This window comes from Streptomyces sp. NPDC047315, from assembly GCF_040643215.1.
In the GTDB taxonomy this organism is placed as follows: Bacteria; Actinomycetota; Actinomycetes; order Streptomycetales; family Streptomycetaceae; genus Streptomyces.
This window is the reverse complement of record NZ_JBEYTZ010000111.1, coordinates 1-1,841: the sequence shown is the minus strand read 5'-3', so window position 1 is coordinate 1,841 and position 1,841 is coordinate 1. Positions and strand designations below refer to the sequence as shown.

2 protein-coding genes are annotated in these 1,841 nt (G+C 65.9%); both read right to left on the bottom strand.

Going from position 1 to position 1,841, the window contains the following annotated elements:
- Positions 1-2: 2 nt before the first annotated feature.
- A complete protein-coding gene (locus tag ABZ842_RS38785; protein ID WP_361548580.1) occupies positions 3-968 on the bottom strand; it encodes an electron transfer flavoprotein subunit alpha/FixB family protein in 966 nt (321 codons plus the stop codon).
- Positions 969-1,042: 74 nt separating this feature from the next.
- Entirely contained in the window at positions 1,043-1,831 is a 789-nt protein-coding gene (locus tag ABZ842_RS38780) for an electron transfer flavoprotein subunit beta/FixA family protein (protein WP_361548583.1), read from the bottom strand.
- Between the last annotated feature and the right edge of the window lie 10 nt (positions 1,832-1,841).

The following is a 1,841-nucleotide window of genomic DNA, read 5'->3' as shown; positions in this document are numbered from 1 at the left end:
GTTCAGCCCTTGTGGGTGTTGATTTCGTCGGTGAGTTGGGGGACGACGGTGTGGAGGTCGCCCACGACGCCGTAGTCCGCGAGGTCGAAGATCGGGGCCTCGGGGTCCTTGTTGATCACCACGATCGTCTTCGAGGTCTGCATGCCCGCCCGGTGCTGGATCGCGCCCGAGATGCCCGACGCGATGTACAACTGCGGCGACACGCTCTTACCCGTCTGACCCACCTGATGCGCATGCGGATACCACCCCGCGTCCACCGCCGCACGCGACGCACCCACCGCAGCCCCCAACGCGTCCGCCAGACCCTCGATCAACGCGAAGCCCTCACCACTACCAAGCCCACGACCACCCGAGACCACGATCGCCGCCTCCGTCAACTCCGGACGACCCGACGACACCCGCGCCGTACGCTCCACCACCCGCGCCACCCGCGACACATCCCCGAAAGCAACCGGGAACTCCTCCACCGCACCCGCCCCAGCCACCGGCTCCACCGGCGCACTGTTCGGCTTCACCGTGATCACCGGCACCCCACGCGTCACCCGCGAACGCGTCGTAAACGCCGCAGCGAACACCGACTGCACCACCACCGGACCCCCCTCACCTCCAGGCTCGACGTCGACCGCATCCACGATCACACCCGAACCCACCCGCAACGCCACCCGCGCAGCGATCTCCTTGTTCTCACCCGACGACACGAACAACACCGCCACCGGAGAGACCGCCTCCACCGCAGCAGCGACCGCATCCACCCTCGGAACTACCGAGAAGTCAGCGAACTCGCCGCCCTCGTTCACCAACACCCGCTCCACACCATGCGCACCCAGCACCTCAGCCGTGCCCCGCGCGCCCGCACCCAGCGCGAGCGCCACCGGCGAACCCAACCGGCGCGCCAACGTCACCACCTCAAGAGTCGGCTTACGCACCGCACCCTCAACGTGATCCACAACCACCAACACATCAGCCATGACCCAACACTCCCAACGAGAGAAGACGAGAAGACGAGCAGAGGAGAAGGACGAGACAGGGTTGAGGACCCCGCTTAGATGAACTTCTGCGACGCGAGGAACTCCGCGAGCTGCTTCCCGCCCTCGCCCTCATCGGTGACGACCTTCCCCGCCACCCGCGCCGGACGCTCCGTCGCCTCGTCCACCGCCGTCCACGCACCCGCCGAACCCACCTGCTCACCATCCAGGTCAAGATCGTCCAGATCCCAGGACTCCACCGGCTTCTTCTTCGCCGCCATGATCCCCTTGAACGAGGGGTAACGCGCCTCACCCGACTGGTCCGTCACCGACACCACCGCCGGCAACGACGCCTCCAACACCTCCACCGCACCCTCCCCATCACGCCGACCCCGCACCACCGAACCCTCCACCGACACCTCCGACAACAACGTCACCTGCGCCACCCCCAAACGCTCCGCCAACAACGCCGGCACCACACCCCCCACACCATCCGTCGACGCCATCCCACACACCACCAGATCGAAACCGACCTTCTCCACCACCGACGCCAACACCAACGACGTCCCCATCACATCCGAACCATGAATCCCGTCATCCTCAACATGCACCCCACGATCCGCACCCATCGACAACGCCTTCCGCACCGCATCCCGCGCATCCTCAGGCCCCACCGTCACCACCGTGACCTCAGCATCCCCCTCCACACCCTCAGCCACCCGCAACGCCTGCTCCACCGCATACTCATCCAACTCAGACAACAGACCGTCCACACCCTCACGATCCACCGTCAAATCCCCACCAAAACCCCGGTCACCACTCGCGTCGGGCACATACTTCACACAGACAACGATCTTCAGGCTCACGCCGACTCCT